A 25,780-nucleotide genomic window follows, 5' to 3' on the forward strand; every position below is an offset into this window, starting at 1 on the left:
TATTCTGCCCCTGGCCGGGCTGGCTGGATGAGCTGTGGGTCACGGGGCTGGAGCCCCTAGGCCCCTAGAGGCTCCCCGGGGTGCCCGGGAGGCTGCCATGGCCCGGGCCTAGGGGCTGTGAAGCTGCCTCCCGGGGGCGCGACGGCCTCCACGAATTATCCCAGAGCCGTCCGAGGAGCCTGGGCGTCTCCGGGTCAACGTCTAAATTATACATGCTTTAGCGCGTGTATCCGGCTGGTCGGAGGGTGTGCATAGTCCTTGCCGGGCGAGCGGAGCAGAAGCCTCTACGAGGAGGCGCTGGGCCTCTTCCCGGGCGGCGTGAACAGCCCCGTCCGGGCCGCCGTGAAGCCCTACCCCTTCTACGTGAGCCGCGCCGAGGGACCCTACATCTACACTGTTGACGGGGAGAGGCTTATCGACTACGTGCTGGCCTACGGCCCCCTGTTCCTCGGCCACCGGCATCCCCGCGTCCTGGAGGCGGTCCGGGAGCAGCTGGAGAAGGGCTGGCTCTACGGCACTCCTACGGAGCTTGAGGTTGCCCTTGCGAAGAAGATACTCCGCTACTACCACCCCGGTGGCATGGTGCGCTTTGTCAACACAGGGACAGAGGCTACTATGACCGCCATAAGGCTTGCCAGGGGCTACACCGGGCGCAAGTACATAGTGAAGTTTAACGGATGCTACCACGGCGCCCATGACTCGGTGCTTGTGGGGGCTGGGAGCGCGGCAGCGGAGTACGGGGTGCCCACGAGCCTAGGGGTCCCCGAGGAGGTGGCCCGGCTCACCCTAGTGGCCAGGTACAACGACCTGGAGAGCGTTGAGAGGATAATGAGGCAGTATGGGGACCAAGTGGCAGCTATAATAGTGGAGCCGGTCGCGGGCAACGCTGGCGTGATCCCGCCCAAGCCCGGGTTCCTCAAGGGGCTACGCGAGCTGGCCGATAGGTACGGTGCGCTCCTGATAATGGATGAGGTGATAACCGGGTTCCGCTTAGGCCTCGGAGGCGCCCAAGAGTACTATGGCGTCCGGGGAGACCTCACCACCCTGGGCAAGATAGTTGGGGGAGGCTTCCCGATAGGGGTTGTGGCTGGGCCCAGGGAGATAATGGAGAAGCTGACCCCCAGCGGCAGGGTCTTCAACGCTGGCACCTTCAACGCCCACCCGGTTACCATGGCCGCGGGGCTTGCCACGATAGAGGTGTTAGAGACAGGCGAGCCCTACCGCGTCGCGCGCGAGGCCGCCTCCAGGCTGGTGAAGGCCCTAGAGGACCTCATAAGCCGCTACAGCGTAAAGGCTACCGTGAACCACGTGGAGAACATGTTCCAGGTATTCTTTGTGGACGGGGATGTATCCTCCCCGGAGGACGCGGCCAGGAGCAACAGGGAGCTGTACGCCAGGCTCCACGAGGAGCTGCTCCGCCGCGGCGTCTTCATAGCGCCTAGCCAGATGGAGGCAGTGTTCACCAGCGCCGCTCACACACGCGAGGTAGTGGACGAGACCATAGAGGCGCTGGAGGAGGCGTTCAAGAGGCTCGGGGAGCAATGAAGATACGCGTCGCCACCCGGGGGAGCAAGCTAAGCCTAGCCCAGACCAGGCTAGCGCTGGAGGAGATTAGGAAGAAGCACCCTCAAGTAGACTTTGAACTCGTGATAGTGAGGACCAGGGGCGATGTGCACCAGGATAAGCCTTTCACCGAGATAGGCGGCAAGGGGCTCTTCGAGAGGGAGGTCAACCTGGCAGTGCTGGAGGGCCGGGCCGATGTAGCGGTGCACAGCCTCAAGGACGTGCCCAGCGAGGTCAGCCCCGGCCTAGTACTGGCTATGACTCCTCCGAGGGCCTCGCCCTTCGACGTGCTAGTCACCCGGGAGGGGGCGAAGACACTCTGGGACCTCCCGTCCGGTGCGGTGGTAGGCTCTTCCAGCGCCCGCAGAGTGGCGATGCTCCGGAGGCTCCGCAGCGACCTAGTCTACAAGCCCCTGAGGGGGAATGTAGACACGAGGCTTAGGAAGCTCCGGGAGGGTCTCTACGACGCTATAGTCCTGGCGGAGGCGGGGCTTCAGAGGCTCGGGATGGAGGTCGAGTACTGGCGTATACCTCCCGACGTGCTGCCCCCGGCGCCCGGCCAGGGCATAGTGGGGGTCTACACGCTTTACAGCCGCGGCGACCTGCTCCCGCTCCTGGAGGACTCGAGCCACAGAGAGACGATGATCCAGGCGAGGGCTGAGAGGGCATTCCTAGCCTACGCCGGCGGGGGCTGCCATACCCCCATCGGAGCTTACGCCTGGGTCGAGGGCGGCAGCCTGCGCATCCACGCTGCGGCAGCGTCTCCGGACGGGAGTAAGAGGGTCGACGTGGAGCTGAAGGGCGACCCGGAGAGGCCGGCCCAGCTGGGCGTGGACGCGGCGCTGGAACTCCGCGCCCGGGCCGCGGCGGCCGGCATAGCACTGTAGGCCCTTACAGCCACCGGGGGCTGGCGGGCCGTGCCGGGCTGCGGCAGCGTCTACATAGTGGGAGCGGGGCCGGGAGACCCGGAGCTCATAACCGTCAAGGGCCTACGCCTCATAGAGCAGGCGGATGTTGTAGTGTACGACCGGCTGGTGCCGAGGGAGCTGCTTGACCACACCAAGCCCGGGGCGGAGCTGGTCTACGCCGGCAAGAAGCCCGGAGCCCACGCCATGACCCAGGAGGAGATAAACAGGCTGCTCCTCAAGAAGGCCTGCGAGGGCAAGACTGTTGTGAGGCTGCACGGCGGCGACCCCTACGTTTTCGGCCGCGGCGAGGAGGAGTGCATCTACCTCCGCAGCCACGGGGTCGAGTGCGAGGTGGTGCCAGGCGTCACCAGCGCCATAGCAGGCGCAGCCTATGCTGGGATACCGGTAACAAGCAGGGGGCTCGCCTCAAGCTTCGCAGTGGCCACCGGGAAGGAGGCCCCCGGCAAGCCTAGGAGAATGGTGCGGTACGCCGATATAATGAAGAGCGTCGACACGCTAGTGGTACTGATGGGTGTCGGCACGCTGGAGAAGATAGTGGAGGAGATGCTGGAGGGCGGCATAGACCCGGACCTCCCGGTGGCAGTTGTAGAGAATGCAAGCACTCCCAGGCAGCGCGTCGTCACCGGGAGGCTCCGCGACATAGCCGAGAAAGCCAGGAGGGCCGGGATCCAGCCCCCCGCGGTCATAGTTTTCGGCCCCACGGTGAAGCTGAGGGAGCGGCTTTGGAAGCTGAGCTGAGGAGAAAGCCCTACGTCCTTCTCCTTCGCCCGCCTGGCTCTGAGCCGGGGCGCCTAGCCGAGGTAGCCATTGTAGCCCACATACCCGTCGTGGATCTAGAGCCCCTGCCGGGCGCGGCGGAGAAGATACGGAGCCTGCTCGGCAGCTGCGACTGGGTAGCATTCACAAGCCCAAGGGCCCCCTTCCTCCTCGAGAGCCTAGCCGGGGAGCTGCAGAGGCTCCAGAGGGAGGGCAGTATCCGCGTAGCAGCCGTGGGCCCCAGGACGAAGAGGGCCCTCGAAGCCTTGGGGCTTCGCGTAGACCACGTGCCGAGGGAGTACCGAGGGGCGGCACTGGCCCGGGAGCTGGCGGGGCGGAGGCCAGGCTGCGTCCTCCTCCCCCGCTCGGAGAGGGCGGTGCCAGAGCTGGCGGAGCTGCTGAAGAGGAGCGGTGTCCGCGTCGTCGAGGTGCCCCTCTACAGGCCGGTTGCGTTGGACCCCCTGGCCGGCGCGGCGGCAAGCGTGGCCGATCGGTTCGACTACGTGGTTTTCACCAGCCCGAGCGTGGCCGAGGTGTTTGCCCGCCACTACCCGAGGCCCCGGAGCCCAGGCTTCACCCCGATCGCGATAGGCCCCACCACAGCCAGGAGGCTTATAGAGCTCGGATTCCCGGCGCCGCCCTACCCCGAAGAGTACACCATGGAGGGTGTGGCGAGGATCATAGAGGAGCTGTGGAGTAGGAGGGGGCCCCCGCAGCCGGGTTGACTGGTAGCCGGGCGGGGATTCGAACCCCGGTCACGGGGGCCAAAGCCCCGCATCCTTGGCCGCTAGACGACCCGGCTGCCCTCCCCGCGACCCCAAGATCTCATTGGCAGCGGGCCGGGTCTGGCCTTTTCTGGCTACCGCCTCCACGTGGGACGGGGGTGGGCCTAACGCTTAATACAGGCCAAAAGCTGGGATAGTAGAACGACCCCGTGAGGGCCGGAGAACCTTGATACACCACCGTGGCGGCCTGGGCCTCATACTACCCAGCCCCGAGCAGGTTGCCTCCCCGAGCCGCGCCCTCGGCCTCGTGGGGGAGCTAGCCCGCGCCGTCGCATACGCTCACGGCCTCGGCTGGGTCGCAGCCCCGATTGGCTGGTGGAGCCGCCGCCTCTGCCCCGTCCTCGCCGGGCTCGACTGCATGGGCCTAGAGGAGGAGGCGATACCAAGCGTCGCCGACGAGATAGTTGAGGTTGAGGCCGACTCGGCTAGGCCGAGGCACGCCCAGGCCCCGGGTAAGCTCGTGCTGCGCTACTACCTTGACACGCGCCGCGGCCGGGTCCTCTACCTCGGCAGGGCCCTCGCTGCCAAGGCCTAGCATCGGCGGCCGGTACCCCCACCCTACATTACCCCCTAGCCCCTCCTCTAGGGGGAGCCCCGGGCTGTGAGGGCGCCTGGGGGATATCCCCCTAGCCCGAAGGGCCATGGCCCCGCCGCGGGGCCGTGGAGATGGGGGGTGGCCCCCTCCCCGAGCCTCACCACAGCCCCCGGGGAGCGGGTTTATCATGAGCCGGCGCCCCCGGGGAGCCTGGTGCAGCTAGGCCTTGGCCGGGCTACGCCGCATCCCCCTCTACGATGTGCATAAGAGCCTAGGGGCTCAGTTCGGCGAGTTCGCCGGCTGGGAGGCACCGATAAACTATACCAGCGTGATCGAGGAGCATGTGGCTGTACGTACTAGCGTCGGCTTCTTCGACCTCAGCCATATGGGTAGGCTGCTTCTCTCCGGGCCCGATGCTATACGGGTGCTCGACAGACTGGTGCCCCGCGACATATCCTCAGAGGAGGGCATGATGGTTGGGCCCACGGCGTTCCTCAACGAGCGGGCAGGCTTCAGGGACGACGTTATGACGTACAACCTTGGCTCTGAAGGCTGGCTTATTGTGCCGAACGCGGCCAACATAGAGAAGATCTATGCCTGGCTTGAGGGGTGGATAGGCAGGCTCAACGCGCAGGCCAGGGTGGAGGACCATACCATGGACTGGGTGCTATTCGCCATACAGGGACCCAAGGCCGCCGAGCTAATGAGGATGCTCGGCGCCCCAAGCGAGGTGCTCGACCTCCGCATCCTCCGGTTCCGCCGCAACGTGGAGCTGGAGGCCGCGGGCGCCAGGGCGCTCATAGTGTCGAGGAGCGGCTGGACCGGGGAGGACGGCTTCGAGGTAATAGCCGAGGCGGGGGAGGGCGAGAAGATACTCCGCAAGGCGGCCGAGTTGCTCCCCAAGCTCGAGGGGCGGCTGTGCGGCCTCGGCGCTAGAGACAGCCTGAGGATGGAGATGGGCTTCGTCCTCTACGGCCACGAGATAGACGAGGATACGACGCCCGTGGAGGCCCGCTACTGGTGGGTATTCCAGCCCGGGCCCAAGAAGGAGTGCGTCGGCTGCCCGGCGCTCCGCGAGGCCCTCCGCCGCGGCGCCTCGAGGGTGAGGGTGGGGCTAAAGCTGGGCAAGAAGGCCCGCGTAGTGCCGCGCCAGGGGGACAAGGTGTACGTGGAGGATGTAGAGGTGGGCTACGTGACGAGCGGCGCCTACAGCCCGATGCTGCGGAGAAGCCTGGCCCAGGCGTACATAGAGCCGAGCCACGCCCTCATGGGGATGACAGTGGAGGTCGAGAGGAGGGGTAGAAGATACAAGGCCAAGATAGTCGACTTCCCGGTGGTGCAGCCCAGCTCCAGGCCCCCGGCCTAGCCTCCTTCTCTCAGGAGACTGGCGTCTCCCCGGGAGCTATATCCCGGTATCACGGGGATATCCGGCCCCAGGAGGGCTTGGAGCCGTCGCGGCGGCGCCGGGGTAGCACCCGGCTCTACACGGCCCCCTGGGGCTGAACTCCCAGGGATTCTCCCCAATACTCTGTTCGGGTGGGACGCGTGAGCCTCGTACTAGAGGAGCCCGCGGCACTAGAGAGCCTGGCCCACAGCTTCCCGGAAGCCGCTGGGGAGGGGGCCCGGGGCGGGCTAAGCATAATACGCTTCATGGCCGATGTGAGGACTGTGGCCGAGGCATTCGTGCTCGGCGGCGGGCTTGAGGGGGCCCGACTGCTCCGCATCCGGGAGGACTATAGGATGGGCGAGATCCCCAGAGCCCGGGTGCTGGTCGAGTTCGAGGGCCTGGTCTTCTACCTCTATGCCAAGCCCTACATCGATGTGGAGGATGTGGACGTGCTGGTGGACGAGGCGGGGGAGCTTGCCGAAAGGCTCGGCGCCGCCGAGGTGGTCCCCGTGGCAGCGGCCTACCAGTTCAGCTACGATGCCGAGCGCTACGCCCGGAGCATAGACGTGGAGACGGTCCGGCTGGGGCTCTAGCCCCGGCCCCTCCGCAGCCCCTCAAGCCTCTCGAGCACCAGGCGCCTGGCCACGGCCGGGTCGGCACGGCCCCGGGTCTTCCTCATAACCATGCCTACAAGGAAGTTGACTGCCTTAGGGTTCCGCAGCGCGTCCTCCACTGCCTTAGGGTTCTCACGGAGCACCTCCTCCACCACCGGCCGGAGCTTCTCCGGGTCAGCTATCCTCCGGAAGCCCAGCTCGTCCACGAGCTTCTCGGGGTCAGCCCCCCTCTTGGCTATGTGCTCGGCCATCTCCTTCGCCTGCCTTATGCTTATCACCCCTCTGTCGAGGAGCCTCATCACCTTCGCCAGGTGCTCCGGCTTCACCCTGCGGTACAGCCCCGCCAGGTCGTCGTCCTTAAGCCAGTTTAGCAGGTCGTTCACCAGGTAGTTTGCCATCCTGTCGTAGCTTCCGCTGTACAGCCTGGCAGCGTCCTCGAAGAAGTCGGCGAGCACCTTCCTGGAGACCAGGACCCTCGCCACCTGCGGGCGGAGCCCGTACTGCTTCTCCAGCCTCCGGGCCCTCGCGTCCGGGAGCTCCGGGAGCGTGGCGCGGAGCTTCTCCACCAGCTCCCCGGGTATTGCCACCGGCGGCAGGTTCGGGTCTGGCATGTAGCGGTAGTCCTCCTCCGTCTCCTTGACCCTCGCCGGGAGGGTCACCTTCCTCACCGGGTCCCAGTGCCGCGTCTCCCTCCTCACCCTCCCCCCCTTCAGCAGCACATCCCTCTGCCTCGTTATCTCGTAGGCCAGGGCCCTCTTCACCTCGTGGAAGCTGCCTATGTTCTTCACCTCAACCCTCTCGCCGCCCTCCACGCTCACGTTTGCGTCCACCCTCATCGCTCCCTCCAGGCCGCAGTCGCAGGCGCCCAGGTGCTCGAGTATGCTCCTCAGCTTCTCCAGGAACGCTATCGCCTCCTCAGGCGTCTCAAGGTCGGGCTCCGTGACTATCTCGAGGAGCGCGACGCCGCTCCGGTTGTAGTCGACGAGCACGTAGGGGCTGGTGAGGGGGCTGCCGCCGGGGTAGACTATCCTGCCCGGGTCCTCCTCGATGTTTATCCTCCTCAGCCTCACCCTCTTAGACCCCTTAGGCGTATCTATCTCGACGTAGCCCCCGGTGCAGATGGGCTCCAGGTACTGGGTTATCTGGTAGTTCTTCGGCAGGTCCGGGTAGAAGTAGTGCTTCCTGTCGAACCTAAGCATCCGTGCAACGCTGCCGTTAACCGCTAGGCAAACCTGGATAGCCTTCTCCACAGCCTTCCTGTTCACCACCGGCAGCGCGCCTGGGAGCCCGAGGCAGACGGGGCAGACGTGCGTGTTAGGCGGCGCCCCCCGGTAGTCGGCGCTACAGCTACAGAACAGCTTGGTCTTCAGGCTGGTCAGCTGCACGTGCACCTCAAGCCCTATAGTAGCTCTGGCCTCGCTCACCATACCCCGGCGCCCCTACTCGCGTGGCCTGGGAGGCAGCGCTGGTCTTTGAACCCTCCCTGGGTCCAGCGGGCTTGCTCGAGGGGTGGGGCCGGGTGGGCCAGGCCAGGGACCCCGCGGAGAAGCTTATCGAGGCGGCGATGAGGGTGCTGCCTAACAGCTACGCGCCCTACAGCGGCGTCCACGTGGCGGCTGCGGTGGAGGCAGAGGACGGCACAGTCTACACCGGGGTTAACGTGGAGAACGCCAGCTACGGGCTCACAGTCTGCGCCGAGAGGGTAGCGGTGGCAGCCATGGTGACTGCCGGCCGCAGGAGGGTGAAGAGGATGGCCATTGTGGCCGACACCAGGGAGCCCCTCCCGCCCTGCGGCGCCTGCCGCCAGGTGCTCGCCGAGTTCGGGGACCCGGACACGCTGGTGGTATCCATCTCCGCGGCTACCGGGGAGAGGAGGGAGTGGAGGCTAGGCGAGCTGCTCCCCCACGCGTTCACAGCCAGGCAGCTGCCGCGGAGGGGCTCGGACGCCGCTCCCTAGTCCCTCCTCCGCAGCGGCCCCTCTCGGCCCCAGGGGGCCTCGGGACAGGCCGGCCTCCCCACAGCCCCCGTGGCCCGCAGCCCCCGGAGCCATGGCATATAGCCTGCCCCCGGCGGGGCCGCTACATTTAAAAGCAGGGGAGATGCTCCGTTCCACTCGTTAAGCGCGCTAGGCGCGCCCGTAGCGTAGAGGAGATCGTATCCATGTCGGAGGAGCGTAATAATATCGTAAAAATATCCGAGCTCAAGCCTGGAATGAACAACGTGAGCGTCCGCGTCCGCGTCCTCGAGGCCGAGGCGCCCCGCACGGTGAACACCCGGAGGGGGCCCCGGACCATAAGTGAGGCCGTCGTCGGGGACGAGACCGGCCGCACCAGGCTCACCCTCTGGGGCCACGCGGCCGGCAGCCTCAAGCCCGGCGACACGGTCGAGATCTCCGGGGCCTGGACCACAGCCTACCGGGGCCAGGTCGTCCTAAACGCCGGGGGCCGCGTCAGTATAAGACGCGTGGACAGCGAGAGCCTCCCAGCCGAGGACGAGATACCCGAGGAGACCCCCAGGGCGCCGGAGGACTGGAGGCCCCCGCGCCGCCAGGGCGGCTACCGCGGCCGCGGCTACAGGCCCCGCTTCTAAGCCTCCAGAGCTCTGCACAGCGGCTCGATCCATGATCCCCGTTTTTGCAACCCCTCCTTCCAGGCTCCTCCAGGCCCTCCAGGGCTCCCGGTAGCACCCGCTATGCCTGCGATGGAGCCCTCCCGGCGGGCTGGAAGCAGTCTCGTCGATAGCTAGCAGCGCCGCCGAGCAAGTATCTTTATAAAGTCGGGGAGCCTTATACCACCAACGACATGGTTAGCTCCAAGGGTGAAGCGGGCCGTGAAGCATAGAAGTATTGTCGCGTTCTTCGTCATATCCCTCTTCCTGCTGCCAACCATCGCCTCGCTGACCCCCGCGGCGGCTCAGCAGGCCAACCAGCCTGTGGGCCAGCCGCCGGTCGAGATAGTGTTCAAGAGCGTCACCGACCAGACGGCCGGCATTATCCAGGTGGCTAAGGGCGATGCCGACGTATTCCTCTGGAGCCAGCCTCTAAGCAACTACAAGAACGTGCCCAAGGACCTCATGAATAACCTCGCGCTGATACCCTCCGGCTCAGTGTTCGTGGACATAGCGCTGAACCCCGCCTCCAACGTCTACGACTCCAAGAAGCCTGGAGTGGTACAGCTCAAGGATAGGAACATCACCGGGCAGAGGATACCCGGCCTCGTCTACCTCAACGCAGACAAGGTGACCGGCAGCAACTGGGTAGGCATAAACAAGGTGGCGCCCAACGACCACAACATAAAGTTCAACCCCTGGGGCTACTGGAAGATAAGGCTAGCCCTAGAGTACCTGATAGACAGGAACTTCATAGTGCAGAGCATCTACCAGGGCAGCGCCGTCCCCATGCTCACCGCCCTGCTGCCCACCCACGGCGACTACGGGTTCGTGCAGGACATACCCGAGAGCATGGGCATATCAGCGGCCGCCGACGTGCAGAAGGCTGTCAAGCTCTTCAACCAGGCTATAGACGAGCTCAACAAGACGTACCAGCAGTACGGCTACAAGCTGTACTACAAGACCGTTAACGGGAAGAAGGTGCTCTACTTCAAGTACCCCGACGGCTACGAGGAGCCCGTGACAGTGAACTTCCTGATACGTATCGAGGATGAGAGGCTGCAGATAGGCCGCCAGATAGCCAAGTGGATAGAGGACTACTTCGGCATCAAGGTGAACAGGATAGAGAGGGAGAGGAGCGTAGTAACCCCCGTGGTGTACGGCCAGAACCCGATAGACACGAGCAAGACCCTGGGCAACGTGATGTGGAGCATGTACACCGAGGGCTGGGTGTCAACCGGCGAGGAGCCTGCCTACTGGCACGGCCGCGGCAGCGCGGCCTTCTTCTACGCGCCGCTTCTAGGCTACGGCCCCAACCACCGCGTGACCAGCTGGTGGTACTTCTACAACCCGTGGGCCTATGAACTCGGTAAGAAGCTGTTCTTCGGAGCCTATACGCCGGACCAGAAGCAGCAGCTGATAAACGATATACGCGCCATGGTCAAGTGGGGCCTCGAGCAGTCCATACGCGTATTCATAGCCCAGAGCCTCCAGTACTTCGCGGTTAACAAGAACCGCGTGACCTACAGCATATACGGCGCCATATCCGGGCTCTGGACGCCCTGGGCCCTGAGGACAATACGTACCGTGGACGGCAAGCTAACCATACTAGAGTATTCGAGCCAGGGCGCCCTCTTCATGAGCGCCTGGAACCCTGTGCTAGGCTTCAACGACATCTACAGCAACGTCATATGGAACCTGATACATGACTTCTCCATGTACAACCACCCGGTAACCGGCATGCCCACGCCGCTGCGCGCAACCTGGGACGTGAAGATCGGCAACATAACCGTGCCCGAGGACGCCATGGTGTATGATCCCGTGGCCAACAAGTGGATAACCATCGGCGAGGCTATAGCCGAGAATAAGACCTACATACCCGGCGTCAGCGACCTCATCGAGAGCGGCGGCAAGGCCAAGGCGGTGGTGGTGTTCAACTACAAGCTCGGCAAGTGGCACGACGGCAGCAAGATGACGCTAGCCGACATCCTCGGCAGCCTGGCCTTCGACTACGAGTGGGCGTTTAACGACACCAAGGTGACCGGCAAGCCCGACCCCTACTACGACCCCGAGATCGATAGCGCTGTCACCCCAGCTCTAGCCAACATATTCGGCATAAAGATAATCAACGACACAGCTGTAGCCATCTACACCCCCTACGTCGACGTGGACCCGGCGCTGATAGCAAGCCAGGTCGACATATGGCCCACGGTGCCACTGCACCTACTGCTAGCCATGGAGAAGGCCGTGGTAGAGGATCCCGGCGGCACCAACTACGGCTGGACCACGAGAGAGGCTACTCACGAGCGCGCCATAGACATGCTGAAGGACGGCAAGGTGATAAAGCAGATGGCCCTAGAGCTGAAGGGCAGCAAGGTGGTCTACCTCAACGGGCTGAACCTGCCCTTCAACCTCGACGAGAGGGTAGAGTACCTAGCAAAGTTCATAGACACCTACGGCCACGCCGTGGTGTCCAACGGCCCCTACATGGTGGTGAGCTACAACCCCTCGGCCAATGAGCTGGTGCTAAAGGCGTTCAAGGACTACCCGCTGCCCAGAGGCTACATACCCAAGCAGCTGCTAGAGGTAACCCACAACAACGTGTTCTACAACCCTGCACCGCTGAAGACCACGACCCAGGGCACCACAGCCACAGCTACGACAGCCACGACTACGACGACTACGACTCCGACCGCTACAACAACCACCATGACCACAACTACTCAGACTACCAAACCCGCTACAACTACGACCCAGACCACAGCACCGCCCACCCAGACCACCAGTGCTGCTGCCACCAGCACAGCGGCAGCCACGAAGCCTGGCGGCATATCAGCCGGCACAGCTGCGGCAATAGTAATCATAATAATACTGATAGTTGCTGGCGCCAACCTAGCGTTAAGACGCAAGTAGCCCTCCGCCACGATACCAGTTTTTAAGTTTACAATAAGTTATCTGCTTACCCTAAATACCTGTTTTAGCCTCTTTTCCCTATGCTATGCTTTAGACGATGTTTTAGCCCATAGTTGATACCGTGCCTGCTCTGGGCTCACCTGGTGCCCAAACTTATAAGCTAAGACCAGGACGCCCTCCCCGGGGCTGGGCAGCAGCATGGCCGGAATCGGCCGCTTTATAGCGGCTAGACTGCTTAATGCATCAATCACTCTAATTGTCGCGCTCGTCTTCATCTCCACCATATACGCTGTCTACAGCGTTAAGGAGAAGCAGGCCGCTGTAGAGGAGCAGTACGTGTTTATGGCGCGGCAGCTCCAGCAGAAATACAAGGATCCCCGAGAGCTGCAGGAGGCTCTCAAGAAGCTCAAGGAGTCCCTGATGCGGCAGTACGGTGTAACCGGCTCCTTCTACCATGACGTGATCAATGATGTTAAGAGGCAGTTGCTGGCAGTGTTCACATTCGATTTCGGCACGTCGAGGAACCGTTACTTCGGCACCACGGATATAGGCGAGCAGGTCAAGATAGCTCTCAAGAACACGGTTATACTCTTCACAACAGCTACAATCATAACGTCGATAATAGGTATTCTCCTGGGCCTCTACATGGCCCGCAAGCCGGGCGGCGTCCTCGATAGGACCGTCTCGATCCTCGGCATGGTGTCCTGGAGTCTTCCCACCTGGTGGGTAGGCATACTCTTCCTCCTCATATTCTCCTTCTACCTGGGCTGGTTCCCGACGCAGGCTAAGGAGGTCTACGCAGCTCTCCAGGCTATACCCGAGAACCTGCCCCTCTACACCAGGCTCTTCCTGGAGCTGAAGACGTGGCTCTACTACATGGCCCTACCGCTGATAACCATTGTTAGCGTGAGTGTAGGCGGCTGGGCCTATGTTGTGCGCACCATAGTGCTCGAGACTATGCAGCAGGACTTCGTCATAGCGGCCCGCGCCAGGGGGCTGCCCGAGAGACGCGTCATCTACGGCCATGTGCTGAGGACCAGCAGCCCTCCGATAGTGGCTAATGTCGCCCTGTCCCTGGTGGGCTCGTTCGGCGGCGCCATTATAACCGAGACCGTGTTCGGCTGGCCCGGCATGGGGCTACTCTACTGGGTTGCCCTGCTCAATAGCGAGGTAAACGTGCTGATAGCCACTACAGCGCTTGTCGTGATACTGTTCGTGGCTCTCGTGTATACTCTCGACTTCATATACATGCTTCTCGACCCGCGTGTCCGCACCCATGAGACGGTTTAGCGGCGGTGCTCCGAGGCTAGGGGTGGCCCGGCATGGGGCTAGCTGAGCGCGTAAAGAGCGTGTGGGACGAGTATAAGCGCGATAAACTGGGGATGCTCGGGCTAGCCCTCCTCGCAGTCTTCATATTCGTGGCTGTAGCCTTCCCGCTGATAGGCGACGAGGAGGTTATCAAGAACTGGGATAACTACGAGTACTTCCGCTTCTACCCGAAGGCTGTCCCGCCCTGCTGGGCCTCGGTGCTCACGGGCGAGGAGTACACGCGTACCATAATTACTGGTGGTGAGCCGGTCAAGGTTCTAGCCTCCAGGGGGTTTGACAAGCAGCTGGGCATGCCGTATGTAAACGTGACTATAGAGGTCCCGGTGGATGTGACGGGCACTAAGCCGCCCAGCGACGTGCTTCTGAAGGCGCATGTCTTCTATAATTCGTCGAGCCAGCCTATCTATGTGACCGAGCTCGGGATAGTGAGGCCCGATGGTAAGCGCTTCTATCTCGTGCCCCCGGGCTCCCGGGAGCCGGTAAGCAGCGTGTTCAGCGGGCTTCCCAGCCGCCACGCTAACCTAACCACCGTACTGAGCTTCAGGACGCTGACCCAGAACCAGCTCCTAGTACTCAGGCATGTGCTGCCCGAGCTGCAGCGGATGGGGCTGCAGGTCAGCTTCGTGGATGTCCCCTCGATAGTATTGTCGCTGTTCGACGCCCTCTACGCGAAGGACATGGCCGCCGCGCTGCAGGGCAACTCCACTACTGCGCTTAAGGGCCGCTACTGGTGGGTGGTGAAGCTCCAGGGCTACAACGCCACCATAGTGTTTAGGCCGGAGAAGCTCGCCGTCATAGGCTCCTGCTACGGCCTCATGGGCACCGACAACCAGGGCCATGACCTCTGGCAGGGCCTTCTCTACGGCACCCGCTGGGCCCTTATAGTCGGCCTGCTGGCGAGCGGCCTCGCGATCATACTGGGCGCCATCTACGGCACCATCGCGGGGTACTTCGGAGGCGCTGTAGACACCGTGATGATGGGGATAGCCTACATCGTCTACTCGCTCCCGGCCCTGCCCCTGCTGATCCTGCTCGCGGCGCTCTTCAGACCCAGCATATGGCTGATAATCTTCATGCTTGTCGCGTTCGGCTGGCCCGGCGTGTCGATAATCACCAGGTCTATGTCCCTGCAGATCCGGGCGGAGCCCTACGTGGAGGCGGCGAGAGCGCTGGGTGCCAGCACGAAGCGCATACTCTTCCTCTACGTTATGCCGCAGATACTGCCCTACGTCTTCGCCTCTATAGCGCTCGGGGTGCCCGGCGCGATAATAACTGAGGCTTCGCTGAGCTTCCTCGGCGTCGGCGACCCGTCCAAGATAACGTGGGGCCGCATACTCCACGAGGCTGAGGCCGCTAACGCGGCGCTGAACGGCTACTGGTGGTGGGTGGTGCCGCCGGGCCTTGCAATAGCCCTCATGGGGCTCTCGTTCATATTCATAGGCAGTGCGCTCGACCGGATACTGAACCCCAGGCTTAGGAGGTAGCGTGGTGGCCAGGGGGATGGCGCTTCTCGAGGTACGGGACCTGAAGGTCTACTACTACACGCTCCGCGGTGTAGTGAAGGCAGTTGACGGCGTCTCATTCGACCTCGAGAAGGGCGAGGTGCTGGGGATAGCCGGCGAGAGCGGCTGCGGTAAGAGCACGCTCGCCTGGGGGCTCCTGGGGCTCGTCCCTCCCCCAGGCCGCATCGTCGGGGGTAGCGTGAAGCTCGAGGGCCAGGAGCTCACCAGGATGAGCGAGGCGGAGCTGCGTAGGAAGATACGCTGGAAGCGTATAAGCATGATATTCCAGGGCGCTATGAACGTGCTCACGCCCGTCTACACGGTGGGCCGCCAGATAGTGGAAGTGCTAACTCTCCACGGAGGCTACAGTGAGGAGGAGGCCAGGCAGAGGGCCCACGAGCTCCTCGAGAGCGTCGGGCTGGACCGCTCCATATTCTACCGCTACCCCCACGAGCTGAGCGGGGGCCAGAAGCAGCGCGTCGTCATAGCGATGGCCCTAGCCCTGGAGCCCGACATAGTGATAGCCGACGAGCCTACAACAGCGCTCGACGTGGTTGTGCAGGCCCAGATACTCAACCTCATGAAGAAGCTGCAGAGGGAGAAGGGCATAAGCATAATAATAATAAGCCACGACCTCGGCGTGATAGCCGAGCTTGCAGACAAGGTAATGATAATGTACGCGGGCAAGGCCGTGGAGTATGGGAGCGCGGAGGATGTGTTCTACCGGCCACGCCACCCCTACACCTACCTGCTGCTAGAGTCCTTCCCCAGGCTCCACGGCCCCAAGCGGCTCCGCTACATCCCCGGCCAGCCGCCGGACCTCCGCCGCCCGCCGCCGGGCTGCCGCTTCGCCCCCCGATGCCCCCTGGCGGAGGAGCGGTGCCGCAGGGAAGAGCCCCCGCTCATGCCCTACGAGCCGGGCGGGCCCGGCCACTACGTGGCCTGCTGGCTCGCCGGGACGGCGGTGGAGAAGCTTAGAGAGGCAGGGCAGTAGAGGGGGCGACGAGGCCGTGCCGGAGGAGGTTGTCCGGGTAGAGGACCTCCACGTCTGGTTCCCCCTGCGCCGCGGCCTCGCCGACATACTGAGGCGTAGGCCCAGGCGCTACGTGAGGGCGGTCGACGGCGTATCCCTCAGCCTCGCGGAGCGCGAGGTCCTCTGCCTGGTGGGCGAGAGCGGCTGCGGCAAGACGACCACCGGCCGGGCCCTCCTGGGCCTCGTGAAGGCCACCCGGGGCCGCATACTCTTCAAGCCCTCCCCCAGGCTGGCGAAGATAATGGAGGAGAACGGTGTCAGCCTCGAGAACGGCTACGTGGATATAACGAAGCTCAGGGGCAGGCTACGGCGGGCTGTAAGGCGCGAGATACAGATGGTCCAGCAGGACCCGTACAGCAGCCTCAACCCGAGGTATACGATACGCTACACGCTCGAGGAGCCCCTGATAATACACCGTATAGGCGACGAGGAGACGCGGCTCAAGAAGGTTAGGGAGATGCTTGAGGCGGTCAAGCTCGTGCCCGCCGACGACTTCCTGGACCGCTATCCCCACCAGCTCAGCGGCGGGCAGCGCCAGAGGGTTGCCATAGCCAGGGCCTTCATACTGGAGCCCAGGCTGGTGGTTGCGGACGAGCCCGTCTCCATGCTGGACGTGTCTATAAGGGCTGAGATACTGGAGCTGCTCCTCAAGCTCCGCAACCGGTACAACACGGCGATACTCTTCATAACGCACGACCTGGCAGTGGCCAGGTATATCTGCGACAGGATAGCAGTAATGTACCTGGGCAGGATAGTGGAGATAGGCCCGACGGACAAGGTGATCGAGGAGCCCCTCCACCCCTACACCCGGGCGCTGGTGGCAGCGATACCCGAGCCGGACCCGGCAAACAGGAAGAAGCTCCGCACCATCCCGATAAAGGGCGAGGTGCCCAGCGCCGTGAACATACCGGCGGGCTGCCGGTTCCGCCCCCGCTGCATAGCCTACGACAGGCACCCCGGGGTCCGGCCGCGCTGCGAGAAGGAGGAGCCCCTCTCATAGACATGGGCGGCGGCCGCAGGGTGGCCTGCTGGCTCTACGCCTAACCCCCGGCCCGGTGTTACTTTCCCGAGGCCCGCTAGTGGCCTCCAACCCCTTATCCCGGGACCGGGGAGAGCTGTGTCGTACTCCAGGCTCCTGCTGGCACTAGGCTACCTATCAGCCCCCTTCGCCGGCCCAGGCTCGGCTGTGCTGACAGCCGCGGGCTGGCTCTCCTACGGGACCGAGTCGAGGCGGCCACTCTACACCGGTATAGGCATGGCGGGCCTCCTGGGGGTAGCGGCGGTGCTGGCGGACTACTACGGCAGCGGCCACGGCCTGGCGGAGGCCGGCGGCACGGTGCTACTCCTCTACAGCGCCCTGAGCGTCGTAGCCCTCTGGACCCTGGGGATAAGGGCCGGCAGCACCCCCCTCAAGGCCGCGGCGGCGCTCCTAGCCATGTCGCTGCTCCTAGCAGTCTCCGGCGCCAGCAGCGTGGACGCGGCGACCAGGGCCGCCAGCGGGGGTGTGGTCGACTGGGGCGGCGTGGTCTGGGCCAACCAGGCGGCCCAGGGCCTCATATCAAGGATTGGGGGCGCAGCCGCCCTCGCCAAGCTGCTGGCCGCGGCTGGCGCGGTGCTGGCGAGCGTGGGCTTCCTCTCCCTGGGCGAGGCCCAGGCACGGGGAGGCAGCGAGGAGACCATATTCAGCCTAGGCACCTACTAGCAGTGTCCCGCCCCCCGGGGAGAAACCCTTATCCAGTGAAAGGCTTTTAGACGCGGCCCCTCATTCCTAACCCTGTTCTTTACTATTTCCTGGCGGCACTCGCTGGCCCGCCCGCGAGGCCGCCGCGCGGCGGTCTCTGTGAGCGGGCCTCGGCTCGGCGTGGCTCAGCCGTCCGCCGCCCTCCTGCTTCCACGCTCCTTCCTCTCAGCGTGCAGGCTATACGCGAGCCCGCCGAGGACTATGGCGAGGCTCAGCGCCAGCACGGCCTGCAGCATCATGTCTCCCTCGCACCCTTATACTAGTGGGCTCGGCTTCCCCCTCTCATAAATGGTGGTCCAATCCCCATCCTGGGCCGGTTCGACTATAGTCGAGCCCCGCTAGGTCCAGCCTCCCAGGACGGCGGTGACCCACATTATCTATAATCCTGTAAACAACGTGAAATGCCTCCAGGCCCCCGGGCTGCTGGGCCCAGGGGTAGCCGGGCGGTGCTGCGGGAGACCCTGCTGGTGGCTCTGGGGGGAGCCCTAGGGGCTGTGGCGAGGTGGCTCTTCTCCAAGGCCATCCAGGCGGGCCACGAGTTCCCGGTGGGCACGCTGGCGGTAAACGTGCTCGGCTCCATCCTCCTGGGCTTCGTGCTCGAGGCATCGCTGCTCTACGGTGTGTTCACTAGGGACCAGCGCCTCCTAATAGCCACGGGGTTCGCGGGCGCTTTCACAACCTTCTCGACGTTCATGTATGAGAGCTTCTCCCTGGTAAGGGAGCATGAGGGGCTCCAGGCGCTGGCCTATGTAGCGCTGAGCCTCGGCCTGGGGCTCGCAGGTATATACCTAGGGGCTGTGCTAGCGAACATGGTGTATGGGCGTGGCACGCTGGCTACGCCTTAGGATCTATATAGGCGAGTCCGATCGCTATAGGGGCAAGCCCCTCTACATGTACCTCCTAGAGCTCTTCCGAAGCCGCGGGATGAGGGGCGCTACAGTGTTCCGCGCGCTGGCCGGGTATGGGAGGCATAGCGTGATCCACTCGCCCCATGTGCTGAGGCTCTCTGAGGATCTTCCCCTGGTGGTGGAGGTTGTCGATGAGGAGGAGCGGGTGAGAAGGGTGCTGGAGGAGGTGAAGAAGGTTGTTAGGGAGGGCCTCGTTACGATCGAGCCTGTCGAGGTAGTGTTCTATGGCAGCCATAGAGAGGAGGGCTGAGAATGGCCCTGTAGGCTCTAAAAGGACAGTAAATGGTATTACCGCGCCGGTGCGCCCCGATGTCCGCCGAGGCCCTCCCGGGCACCACTCCGGCCTCCCCGATCCCGGGCACTGTGGCCTCGAGGCCCAGGTTCAGCATCAGGAAGGATGAGGCTGGCCGGCTCGTGCCCCGGCACCACTCCGGCCTGGACCCCGGCCTGGTGGGGGAGCGCGCCTACACTCACCCAGCGGTGCAGGAGTGGTGGCGCTGGCTTCGGGAGGAGTACCGGCCCCCCAGCCCGGTGGCCCTGGTCACGCCCTGCAGCAACGTGAAGCCCTACACCAGGAGCCCCACCTCCAGGAAGGTGAGGGGGCTCCTCCGCCGCCTCGGCCTATGGGGCGGCGGGGCCCCCAGGGGCGTCACCTGGCTCTACTTCTCAGACCTCCTCATCCTGGTGCCCTACGAGAGGGCCGGGGATTACCCAGCCTGCTGCTACGAGGCACCCCCAGACCTGGTGCTCGGGAGCCAGGAGCTGAGGAGCATGGTGACAAGCCTGCTCGCAGAGGCCGTGGAGAGGCTGGTGGAGAGGGGGCTCAGGGAGGCAGTAGTATTCCTTCCCAGGAAGCACCTCACACTCTGGAGGGAGGCACGGGAGAAAGCCGCCAAGTGGCCCAGAGAGTACCACACAGGCTACACCATCTTCTCAACCCGCAGCCTCGAGGAAACACTGAGGAAAACACTGAGCCTCCACGGGCAGGGCTAAGCCTTAAATTAGCCCGTGGGCGAGCTGTGTTTTCTTCCCGGCGGGCTGGAGGAAGCTCCGGAAGGCCCGTGAGGGGAGGTGGTGCAGTTGGATTCGGCCTTGAGCTAGCCTACATCGAGAAGCTCCGCCCCTGCCTCCAGGGCGCCCGCGTCCTGGTAACCGACCCGGTAGACGACCTCCTCCTGGAGGCACTCCGGGCGGTAGGGGCCCAGGTGGACTACAGGCCCGGGATAAGCCGCGGGGAGCTGCTCGCCCTCGTGCCCAGGTACGAGGCCCTCGTCGTGAGAAGCCGGACCCGGGTGGACCGGGAGGTACTCGAGCGTGCCGGGAACCTGCTCGTGGTCGCTAGGGCCGGCGTGGGTCTCGACAACGTGGACCTAGAGGCTGCCAGGGAGCGGAAGGTGCGTGTAGTAAACGCGCCAGGCGCAGCCACCCAGAGCGTCGCCGAGCTCACCATAGCCCTCATGATAGCTGCTGCCCGCCGCCTCCGCGAGTCAATGGAGCTGGCCAGCAGAGGAGTCTGGAAGAAGGTTGTCGGTGTCGAGCTCTACGGCAAGACACTGGCCGTAGTAGGGTTCGGGAGGATAGGCAGGAGGGTGGCCGAGATAGCGAGGGCCATAGGCATGGACATAATAGCGTACGATGTAGTCGATATAAGGGGCCACGCGGAGAAACTGGGCGCCCGAGTCGCCGAGGACCTGCACAGCGCCCTAGCCGAGGCGGACGTGGTTACCCTCCACGTGCCGCTGACCCCCGACACCTACCACCTCATGAGCTGGGAGGAGTTCAAGGCGATGAAGCGGGGCTCCATACTGGTAAACACCAGCAGGGGGGCCGTGGTGGATAGCGAGGCCCTGCTATGGGCCCTCAACGAGGGGGTAGTGGCCACGGCGGCGCTTGATGTACTGGAGCACGAGCCCCCGGCGACGGAGGCGGAGAAGAGGCTGGCCCAGCACCCGAGGGTCATACTCACAACCCATATAGGCGCTTCAACCGTCGAGGCCCAGCGCCGCGTCGCGATAGAGACTGTGAGGAGGCTCCTAGAAGCGCTGGCCGAGGCCAGGGGGTGCAGTAGGTGACCGGGGAGCTGCTCTTCACGCCGGGCCCAGTTATGATGCACGAGCGCGTCCTCCGCGCCATGGCGGGGCAGGTGATCAGCCACCGGTCCGAGGAGTTCCGCCGCCTGCTCGACGAGGTCCGGGAGCTGCTCGCCAGGGTGTACGGGGGCGGCGAGCCTCTAGTGCTCACGGGCAGCGGCACACTAGCGGTAGAGTCTATGGCATGGAGCCTGGTGGAGCCCGGCGAGAGGGTTCTCGTGGTCAGCCACGGGGAGTTCGGCGAGAGGCTGGTCGACACCCTGCGCCGCAGGGGGGCTCTGGTCGAGACTGTGGAGGCCGAGAGGCCGGGCGTCCACGTGCCGGCCGAGAAGGTGATCGAGAAGCTGGATGAGGCCGGGTACGCCGCAGTGGCAATGGTGTATACCGAGACCAGCCTCGGGCTCAGCTACCGGGACGCGGAGCGCGTAGCCAAGGCTGCCAAGGACCGCGGCGCCCTAGTGCTCGTCGACGCCGTCTCAGCCCTCGCCGGGGAGAGGGTGCCGGCCCTCGGCATCGTCGACGCGGTGGCCTCGGCGGCCCAGAAGGCTGTGGCGGGGCCCCCCGGCGTCTCATTCATAGCCGTATCCGGCAACGCCCTGGAGAAGATGAGGAGGCTCCGCGTGAGGCCGCCTAACTACCTGGACCTCTGGAAGGTGTATAGCTTCCACAGCGAGAGGAGGGAGACCCCCTACACGCCCGCAGTCAACCTCCTCTACGGGCTCCGGGAGGCCTTGACGCTCATAGTGGAGAGGGGCGTCGACGCCTGGATAGAGGCCCACCGGGAGAGGGCTGAGATCCTCTACAGCAAGCTTCCAGGCTACGGCCTGGAGCCCGTGGTGGAGCCGGGCTACCGGGCCAACACGGTGGCGGCGTTCTACACCCCGGTGCCGAGCGGCACGCTGGCCTCGGAGCTGGCCCGCCGCGGGATACGCGTGGCCCGCGGCATGGGCCAGCTCCGCGACAGGGTGGTTAGAATAGCCACTATGGGCTGGCTCCCCCACGGCGCGTTCGAGAAGCTTTTCGAGGCCCTCTCCGAGGCCCTGGCTCAGCCCTCCTCCTAGCCGGCGGCCACCAGTTATGGTAGTACAGCCCTCTAGCAGGCCCCGGGGGCCGGGGCCGTGGCCTGGTGGTGGAAGTGGAGCAGGCCCAGCATACTGGTCGAGGGTGCTGAGCGCTACGAGCGGGTGGAGATCCCCGTCTACCGGAGCAGCGGCGGCCCGGTGTTCAAGACGCTGCTGAGCAGCGGCTGCAGGATGGACTGCCGCTACTGCCCCTTCGCCCACGGCGTCCCCGTGGCCAGGGAGGCGTGGAGCCCCGGTAAGCTGGTCCGCGTCTTCCTGGAGGCGTACCGCAGGGGCTGGGTCCGCGGGCTCTTCCTCAGCAGCGGGCTCTACGCCGACCCGGAGAGAGTTAGCGAGGACCTCGTCTCGGTCGCCTGGGAGCTGAGGAGGAGGGGCTACAGGGGCTACCTCCACCTCCGCCTCATGCCCGGTACTCCGCTGTGGCTGGTCCGGGAGGCGCTCCGGGTGGCGGACCGTGTGGGGCTCAACTTGGAGGCGCCGGGGCCCAGCAGGCTGGCGGAGATAGCGCCGAGCAAGGGAAGCTGGAGCCTCGACCTCCTCAGCCGCCTCCTCTACGCGGCCCATGCAGCCGGGGACCCGCGTAGGGTTGATACCCAGCTCGTTGTCGGGGCGTCGGGGGAGAGCGACTGGGAAATACTGCAGCTTGCGGAGAACCTTTCCAGGGAGGGTGTCGGGGTTATGCACTTCAGCCCCTACACCCCGGTGCCCGGGACCCCACTCGCCAGGGTGAGGAGGGCGACCCCCGCCTGGAGGAGCAGGCAGCTCTACGAGGCCTGGACCCTCATCAGCCGCTACGGCTTCACCCTGCGGGACATCGAGCCCCTGCTCGACGATGATGGCAACCTGCCGCCCTCCACCAGGCCGCTCAAGGAGAGGCTGGCCGAGGCGCACCCCGAGTGGTTCCCCGTGGACCCCTGGACCGCCCCGCTGCGGGAGCTGCTCCGGGTACCCGGCATCGGCCCCGCCAGGGCGAGGAGGCTGCTCGACGCCAGGGAGAAGGGCGTGCTGGACGCGGCGACGCTACGCCGCATCCTAGGGCCAGGCTGGCGCCGGGCGCAGCGCTACCTCGACCTATCGGGCCCCCGCGGCCTAGCGGCGCTCGCCCGCCGCTAGCCCTCCAGCTTCCTTTATCCCGGGGAGCGGGCCTCCTGGGTAGCCCAGGGGCGCGCGGGCGGCTGCCGGGGATAGTCTTGGCCGGCTATGGTGGCAGGGCTGGTGTCCTCCAGGCCGGGGGCGGCGGAAGGGGGAGGGTGCTGCTGTCGCGCGTGCTCACGGGCGCCATCCCCTTCATAGTGGTCTACATCGGCTACGAGTCGGCCCGCGACATAGCGCTGCGGCTGCACGGGGCGGCGGCCTTCATCCCGACGGCGAGCATAGATGCCGAGAGGAGGCTCTTCGGCGAAACCCTCGCAGCCTTCTTCGCAGCCCATCGGAGCCTGGCACTTGACGTGGCTGCTAACCTTGTCTACGCGCTCCATCCCCTCTACTTCCTGGTCTTTTCCTTCTACATGCTCTTCCGCCGTCCCCGCCTCTTCCGCGGGCTCCTCCTCTCCTTCCTGGCCGCCAGCTCGGTGGCGACGCTGGTGTTCGCCCTCTACCCCACGGCCCCGCCCTGGGTGGCGCTGCCGGGCGTCAATAGGCCGCCCAATTCTCTGCTTAAGCTGCAGGAGGCTATACTCGGGATGGGGACGCCCGTAGACCCGAACCCCTTCGCGGCCATGCCTAGCATGCACGTCTGTGTGGCAACCCTGTTCGCCTACTACCTCTGGAGGCTCACCGGCCGCCGCCTCCCCGGTGCGGCCTGGGTGCTGGTCATGGCGCTAGCCACGTTCTACACGGCCAACCACTACCTGCTCGACGCGGTAGCGGGCATCCTCCTGGGGCTAGCGTCGGGGCACCTGGGCTGGCTCCTGCAGGCGGATAGGCACGCAGAAGGAGCCCCCGGCTAGGACGGCTCTCCCGCCACCGCCACGGGGACTACGGCCTCAGCTTTACCCCCCTTAGGATCCACGAGGCCTAGCACGAGAGGCGTGGTGGCATAGAGCTTTGCCACTAGCTCCGCCGGCTCCCTATCCTCGGAGAGGTACTGGATCACTGCACGGGTGTAGGGGGGCGCCCCTCCCACGAGCAGCCCACCGAGGGGTGCCAGGAAGCCGTCTCCCCTGGAGAGGTGCTCCCAGGACAGCGTGTCCTGGCCGCGGAAGAGCTTGAGGTGAAGCAGCCCGTGGGGGGCCTTTTCCAGGCTGTCCACCGCCAGGTAGTAGCTCTCCCTACTGCTAGGCTCCAGCCCCCCGAGATCCAGGAGCGAGAGGGAGCCGGGGGGTATGCGGAGCTTGTAAGCCCTCACCAGCACCGGGTGCAGGGACTCTAGGGCCTCCAGGAGGCCGGTAGCGTTGAACTCGAGTTCTATGATGGGCCCTCTGCTGGGGGACACCTGGAGCAGGCCCCTGCCCCTGCCGCCCAGGGTAATCATTATGGAGGCGTCCTTCTTGATGTAGATGCCTCCCCAGGGCAGCGTTATGTTGGTGCCCGTCTCCCCTAGCCTGAGGATCACCGTTCTCAGCAGCAGCGCTCTGTCAAGGTCTATGTAGACGCTGCAGTACACGCCGTGCAGCGAGGCCATGCAGTAGCCGTTCGCATACCCTGTGTAGACCCTCACGGCGGCCCGGCTGGCGCTCACCGTGTAGTGGTACAGGGCTGCGAGCGATACGAGGAGGGCTGCGAGAAGTAGCAGCAGCCTGAGCCTGGCAGCATTCATGGCACACAGCCCCTCTGCAGTCGCCTTATCCTGCAGCGGCGCCCCGGTGTAAATAATGCCCCCGCTTGTTAGGCGCTGAGCGGGTGGGCGAGGCCCCAGTCTATGCTGAAGCGCAACTCCATCCCCGGCTCCAGGTGCTCTGCATCCCTGGGGTGGAGGTAGGCCCTCAGCAGCCCCGCCTCCGTCTCCAGCAGCACGGTGACCCTGCCCCTCTCCCTGGCGAGGCTCCGGACCCTCCCCCTGTAGGCACCGTCCGGATCCGGGGCCACCGCCTCCGGCGGCACGGAGTAGACGCCCTGCATGCCGGGGTCGAGCCTCCCTGCCTCGACCACGTTGTGGCCTAGGAACCTCGCCACACGCGCCGAGGGAGGCCGGTAGTACACCTCCACCGATCTCCCGAAAGCCTCGATCCTCCCCTCGATGAGTACCGCGAGGTGGGTTGCAAGCGCCAGGGCCTCGTCCTGGTCATGTGTGACGTGCACCACAGTGGCGCCGGTTGCCCTATGTATAGCCGCCAACTCGCCGCGGAGCTGCTCAGCCAGCGGCCGGTCCAGGTGGCTGAGCGGCTCGTCGAGCAGCAGCACCCCTGCCCTGGTAGCCAGCGCCACCGCTATCGCGGCCCTCTGGAGCTGGCCCCCGCTGAGCCCGCCCGGCCTACGGTCGAGAACATCCTCTATCCCCAGCATCGCCGCCAGCCGCCGGGCCTCCTCCCGGGCCTCGCTCCGGCTGAGCCCCGCCCTCGTCTCGGCCGCTAGGATGATGTTCTCCTCGACCGTTAGGTGGGGGAGCAGCCCCGGCACCTGCTGGACCAGAGCGACCCCCCTCTCCCATGGGGGCTTCCTCGTCACATCCCTGCCCCCGACCAGCACGCGGCCCTCATCGGGCTCCAGCAGCCCTGCTATGGTGCGGAGCAGCGTTGTCTTCCCCGAGCCGCTGGGACCGAGTACCACCAGGTAGCCCGCTTCCTCGAGGCCGAAGCTCACCCGGTGGAGAACCCTCCTACCCCCAAGGCTGACGCTGAGGCCCTCAACCCGTATGCCGTATGCCACAGCTCTCAGGGCCCAGGCTCTAGCAGCACTCTCCAGCCGAATAGGCTCAAAAGGCCGGTGGAGCGGCATAGCCGCCGGCCCGGGGCGCAGGGCGCCGGGGCCCTCGCGTCCATGGAGCCGGCTCGTCGCGGGCTGTGCTTGTCCACATCGTTCCACCCGGAAGATCCACCTTAGGAGAAATTAAATTAGAATTAAAGAA

At 64.9% G+C, this 25,780-nt stretch carries 25 protein-coding genes and 1 tRNA gene; 22 read left to right on the forward strand and 4 right to left on the reverse strand.

Annotation, left to right across the window (positions count from 1 at the left end):
• Positions 1–258 precede the first annotated feature (258 nt).
• Genes hemL through CF15_RS04250 form a run of 4 tightly spaced genes read left to right on the forward strand, consistent with a single transcriptional unit; the run spans position 259 to position 3,973 of the window.
• Positions 259–1,545: a glutamate-1-semialdehyde 2,1-aminomutase gene (gene hemL, locus CF15_RS04235; RefSeq protein WP_058370682.1), complete on the forward strand. Its 1,287-nt coding sequence runs from the start codon at positions 259–261 to the stop codon at positions 1,543–1,545.
• Positions 1,542–2,450 carry a hydroxymethylbilane synthase gene (gene hemC / locus CF15_RS04240; protein ID WP_058370683.1) on the forward strand — a complete coding sequence of 303 codons (909 nt, stop codon included), beginning with the start codon at positions 1,542–1,544 and terminating at the stop codon, positions 2,448–2,450. The genes hemL and hemC overlap by 4 nt, the downstream gene beginning before the upstream one ends.
• A gap of 30 nt (positions 2,451–2,480) precedes the next feature.
• Positions 2,481–3,230: a uroporphyrinogen-III C-methyltransferase gene (cobA, locus tag CF15_RS04245; protein WP_058370684.1), complete on the forward strand. Its 750-nt coding sequence runs from the start codon at positions 2,481–2,483 to the stop codon at positions 3,228–3,230.
• Positions 3,215–3,973: a uroporphyrinogen-III synthase gene (locus tag CF15_RS04250; RefSeq protein WP_058370685.1), complete on the forward strand. Its 759-nt coding sequence runs from the start codon at positions 3,215–3,217 to the stop codon at positions 3,971–3,973. Before cobA ends, CF15_RS04250 begins: the two co-directional genes overlap by 16 nt.
• Before the next feature lies 1 nt (position 3,974).
• Here CF15_RS04250 and CF15_RS04255 read toward each other — a convergent pair.
• Positions 3,975–4,050, reverse strand: a tRNA-Gln gene (locus CF15_RS04255).
• Between the two features lie 149 nt (positions 4,051–4,199).
• On the opposite strand from CF15_RS04255, the gene CF15_RS04260 reads away from it, so the two are divergent.
• From CF15_RS04260 to CF15_RS04270, 3 genes are all read left to right on the forward strand, one after another.
• Complete coding sequence (locus tag CF15_RS04260) at positions 4,200–4,568, forward strand: hypothetical protein (protein ID WP_058370686.1); 369 nt, start codon at positions 4,200–4,202, stop codon at positions 4,566–4,568.
• Positions 4,569–4,794: 226 nt separating this feature from the next.
• On the forward strand, positions 4,795–5,934 hold the full coding sequence (gene gcvT, locus CF15_RS04265; protein WP_058370687.1) for a glycine cleavage system aminomethyltransferase GcvT: 1,140 nt from the start codon (positions 4,795–4,797) through the stop codon (positions 5,932–5,934).
• Between the two features lie 179 nt (positions 5,935–6,113).
• Positions 6,114–6,548: a hypothetical protein gene (locus CF15_RS04270; protein ID WP_058370688.1), complete on the forward strand. Its 435-nt coding sequence runs from the start codon at positions 6,114–6,116 to the stop codon at positions 6,546–6,548.
• Here CF15_RS04270 and gatB read toward each other — a convergent pair.
• Complete coding sequence (gene gatB / locus CF15_RS04275; protein ID WP_058370689.1) at positions 6,545–7,996, reverse strand: Asp-tRNA(Asn)/Glu-tRNA(Gln) amidotransferase subunit GatB; 1,452 nt, start codon at positions 7,994–7,996, stop codon at positions 6,545–6,547. The two genes, CF15_RS04270 and gatB, sit on opposite strands and share 4 nt — an antisense overlap.
• 92 nt (positions 7,997–8,088) lie before the next feature.
• Here gatB and CF15_RS04280 point away from each other — a divergent pair, with 92 nt between their 5' ends.
• The 15 genes from CF15_RS04280 to CF15_RS04350 all read left to right on the forward strand — a co-directional run bounded on the left by CF15_RS04280 (position 8,089) and on the right by CF15_RS04350 (position 23,723).
• Complete coding sequence (locus CF15_RS04280; protein WP_269082808.1) at positions 8,089–8,526, forward strand: cytidine deaminase; 438 nt, start codon at positions 8,089–8,091, stop codon at positions 8,524–8,526.
• Between the two features lie 203 nt (positions 8,527–8,729).
• On the forward strand, positions 8,730–9,158 hold the full coding sequence (locus CF15_RS04285) for an OB-fold nucleic acid binding domain-containing protein (RefSeq protein WP_058370690.1): 429 nt from the start codon (positions 8,730–8,732) through the stop codon (positions 9,156–9,158).
• Between the two features lie 240 nt (positions 9,159–9,398).
• Positions 9,399–12,089: a hypothetical protein gene (locus CF15_RS04290; RefSeq protein WP_058370691.1), complete on the forward strand. Its 2,691-nt coding sequence runs from the start codon at positions 9,399–9,401 to the stop codon at positions 12,087–12,089.
• 198 nt (positions 12,090–12,287) lie between these two features.
• The gene (locus tag CF15_RS04295) at positions 12,288–13,379 is read left to right on the forward strand and encodes an ABC transporter permease (RefSeq protein ID WP_058370692.1); all 1,092 of its coding nucleotides are present in this window, start codon (positions 12,288–12,290) and stop codon (positions 13,377–13,379) included.
• Positions 13,380–13,411: 32 nt separating this feature from the next.
• A complete protein-coding gene (locus CF15_RS04300; protein ID WP_058370693.1) occupies positions 13,412–14,902 on the forward strand; it encodes an ABC transporter permease in 1,491 nt (496 codons plus the stop codon).
• Positions 14,903–14,918: 16 nt separating this feature from the next.
• Positions 14,919–15,914 (forward strand): ABC transporter ATP-binding protein, encoded by a 996-nt coding sequence (locus CF15_RS04305; RefSeq protein WP_058371382.1) that lies wholly within the window; start codon positions 14,919–14,921, stop codon positions 15,912–15,914.
• 16 nt (positions 15,915–15,930) lie between these two features.
• Positions 15,931–16,953, forward strand: a complete 1,023-nt coding sequence (locus CF15_RS04310) for an ABC transporter ATP-binding protein (protein ID WP_338052273.1) — start codon at positions 15,931–15,933, stop codon at positions 16,951–16,953.
• Between the two features lie 117 nt (positions 16,954–17,070).
• Positions 17,071–17,655 carry a hypothetical protein gene (locus CF15_RS04315; protein ID WP_058370694.1) on the forward strand — a complete coding sequence of 195 codons (585 nt, stop codon included), beginning with the start codon at positions 17,071–17,073 and terminating at the stop codon, positions 17,653–17,655.
• Between the two features lie 485 nt (positions 17,656–18,140).
• Positions 18,141–18,539 carry a fluoride efflux transporter CrcB gene (gene crcB / locus CF15_RS04320; protein WP_201783084.1) on the forward strand — a complete coding sequence of 133 codons (399 nt, stop codon included), beginning with the start codon at positions 18,141–18,143 and terminating at the stop codon, positions 18,537–18,539.
• The gene (locus CF15_RS04325; protein ID WP_058370696.1) at positions 18,511–18,852 is read left to right on the forward strand and encodes a DUF190 domain-containing protein; all 342 of its coding nucleotides are present in this window, start codon (positions 18,511–18,513) and stop codon (positions 18,850–18,852) included. Before crcB ends, CF15_RS04325 begins: the two co-directional genes overlap by 29 nt.
• Before the next feature lie 59 nt (positions 18,853–18,911).
• Positions 18,912–19,595, forward strand: coding sequence for a DUF5591 domain-containing protein (locus CF15_RS04330; RefSeq protein WP_083494487.1), 684 nt, complete (start codon positions 18,912–18,914; stop codon positions 19,593–19,595).
• A 68-nt stretch (positions 19,596–19,663) separates the two neighbouring features.
• Positions 19,664–20,674 carry a D-2-hydroxyacid dehydrogenase gene (locus CF15_RS04335; protein ID WP_201783085.1) on the forward strand — a complete coding sequence of 337 codons (1,011 nt, stop codon included), beginning with the start codon at positions 19,664–19,666 and terminating at the stop codon, positions 20,672–20,674.
• The gene (locus tag CF15_RS04340) at positions 20,671–21,753 is read left to right on the forward strand and encodes a pyridoxal-phosphate-dependent aminotransferase family protein (RefSeq protein WP_058370697.1); all 1,083 of its coding nucleotides are present in this window, start codon (positions 20,671–20,673) and stop codon (positions 21,751–21,753) included. Before CF15_RS04335 ends, CF15_RS04340 begins: the two co-directional genes overlap by 4 nt.
• 57 nt (positions 21,754–21,810) lie before the next feature.
• Positions 21,811–22,887 carry a radical SAM protein gene (locus CF15_RS04345; RefSeq protein WP_236698122.1) on the forward strand — a complete coding sequence of 359 codons (1,077 nt, stop codon included), beginning with the start codon at positions 21,811–21,813 and terminating at the stop codon, positions 22,885–22,887.
• 77 nt (positions 22,888–22,964) lie between these two features.
• Positions 22,965–23,723 carry a phosphatase PAP2 family protein gene (locus CF15_RS04350; RefSeq protein WP_058370698.1) on the forward strand — a complete coding sequence of 253 codons (759 nt, stop codon included), beginning with the start codon at positions 22,965–22,967 and terminating at the stop codon, positions 23,721–23,723.
• Here CF15_RS04350 and CF15_RS04355 read toward each other — a convergent pair.
• Complete coding sequence (locus tag CF15_RS04355) at positions 23,720–24,532, reverse strand: hypothetical protein (protein WP_058370699.1); 813 nt, start codon at positions 24,530–24,532, stop codon at positions 23,720–23,722. The two genes, CF15_RS04350 and CF15_RS04355, sit on opposite strands and share 4 nt — an antisense overlap.
• 68 nt (positions 24,533–24,600) lie before the next feature.
• Positions 24,601–25,581 (reverse strand): ABC transporter ATP-binding protein, encoded by a 981-nt coding sequence (locus CF15_RS04360; protein ID WP_168371264.1) that lies wholly within the window; start codon positions 25,579–25,581, stop codon positions 24,601–24,603.
• Positions 25,582–25,780 lie beyond the last annotated feature (199 nt).

Source organism: Pyrodictium occultum, from assembly GCF_001462395.1.
GTDB classification, from domain to species: Archaea; Thermoproteota; Thermoprotei_A; order Sulfolobales; family Pyrodictiaceae; genus Pyrodictium; species Pyrodictium occultum.